This window comes from Sphingomonas sp. MJ1 (PH-R8), from assembly GCF_048058635.1.
Taxonomy (GTDB): Bacteria; Pseudomonadota; Alphaproteobacteria; order Sphingomonadales; family Sphingomonadaceae; genus Sphingomonas.
In genome coordinates this window covers 1-1,331 of sequence record NZ_JBBEFX010000058.1, presented here as the reverse complement: position 1 = coordinate 1,331, position 1,331 = coordinate 1, and the positions used below count along the sequence as shown (strand labels likewise).

At 69.0% G+C, this 1,331-nt stretch carries 2 protein-coding genes and 1 pseudogene; 1 reads left to right on the top strand and 2 read right to left on the bottom strand.

Going from position 1 to position 1,331, the window contains the following annotated elements; genetic code table 11:
* Positions 1 to 607 (top strand): chromate transporter (locus VPH46_RS16265; RefSeq protein ID WP_416612902.1); only part of this gene is annotated, 607 nt, incomplete at its 5' end.
* Here VPH46_RS16265 and VPH46_RS16260 read toward each other — a convergent pair.
* Positions 604 to 954 carry a DUF3147 family protein gene (locus tag VPH46_RS16260; RefSeq protein ID WP_018251374.1) on the bottom strand — a complete coding sequence of 117 codons (351 nt, stop codon included), beginning with the start codon at positions 952 to 954 and terminating at the stop codon, positions 604 to 606. The two genes, VPH46_RS16265 and VPH46_RS16260, sit on opposite strands and share 4 nt — an antisense overlap.
* Positions 954 to 1,331, bottom strand: a pseudogene (locus tag VPH46_RS16255) (cation transporter); the annotation flags it as partial. The gene VPH46_RS16260 and the pseudogene VPH46_RS16255, both read right to left, overlap by 1 nt.

Here is a 1,331-nt window from a genome sequence, read left to right as displayed (position 1 = left end):
GTTCTTCTCCAAGATGGCGGTGGTGACGTTCGGGGGCGCTTACGCCGTGCTCGCCTATGTCGCTCAGCAGGCCGTCGAAAACTACGGCTGGCTTCGTCCCGGCGAGATGCTGGACGGACTTGGCATGGCGGAGACGACGCCGGGGCCGCTGATCATCGTGACGCAGTTCGTCGGCTTCATGGGCGCGTTCCGGCAAGCGACCGGCTTGCCCCCGCTGCTCGCCGCCACCTTGGGGGGCTTGCTCACGACCTGGGTGACGTTCGTGCCTTGCTTCCTCTGGATCTTCCTGGGCGCGCCGTTCATCGAGAAGCTGCGCGGTAACAAGGCGCTGTCGGCCGCGCTCGCCGCCATCACCGCAGCCGTGGTCGGCGTGGTGCTCAATCTGGCGGTGTGGTTCGCGCTCCACACCCTGTTTCACCAAGTCCGCGCCCTGCCGATCGCCGGCAGGACGCTGGACGTGCCGGTGTTGTCCACCCTCGACCCGGCCGCGCTAGCGTTGACCGTCGCGGCCCTGGTCGCGATGTTCCGGTTCAAGTCGGGCGTGATCCCGACCTTAGGCGCGTGCGCTGCGGCGGGCGTCGCGCTTCGCTTGTCCGGGCTCGCTTAGAGCTGGAGCCCGAAGCGCGGCCCCACCCACGTCATCGCGAGGTAGAGCGCAACCGTGAGGAGACACCCCGAGGCGAGCGCCAGCCAGAACGGCGCGCCGCGGTTGAGCATCGCCGCAATGAGTAGGAACATCGGCAAGGACGGCAGCACGTACCAGAAGGTCGCGCCGGCATGGGCCGCCATGCGCGCCCGATCGTGCGTGTCGCGCCAGAGCCAGATCATGCCCAGCACCGAGACGAGCGGGAGCGAGGCGATCAGCGCGCCGAAACCGGGGCTGCGCTTGGCGATCTCCGACACGGCGACGATGATGACGGCCGATATGCCGGCCTTGAGAAGCAGGTAGAGCATCAGCGCACCTCGACCGTGAGGTGCGCCAGCTCGTGAACCGGCGCGAGCCGCTGGCGGACCAGCTCGCCATTCCGAACGCCGGCGACGCTGACGATCGCCGCGTGCGCTTCCGGTCCGACCTTCCAGACGTGCAGGTCGGTCACTCGGGCGTCGCCGGGAGCTTCGACCAGCTCGCGCACCTCGTCGGCGACATGCGCGTCGGTGCGATCGAGCAGGACGGCGGCCGTGTCGCGCATCAGGCTCCATGACCAGCGGGCGATGACGACCGCGCCGACGATCCCCATGACCGGGTCCATCCAGACCCAGCCGAGATACCGGCCGGCGAGCAGCGCCGCGATGGCGAGGACCGAGGTGAGCGCGTCGGCGAGGACATGAAC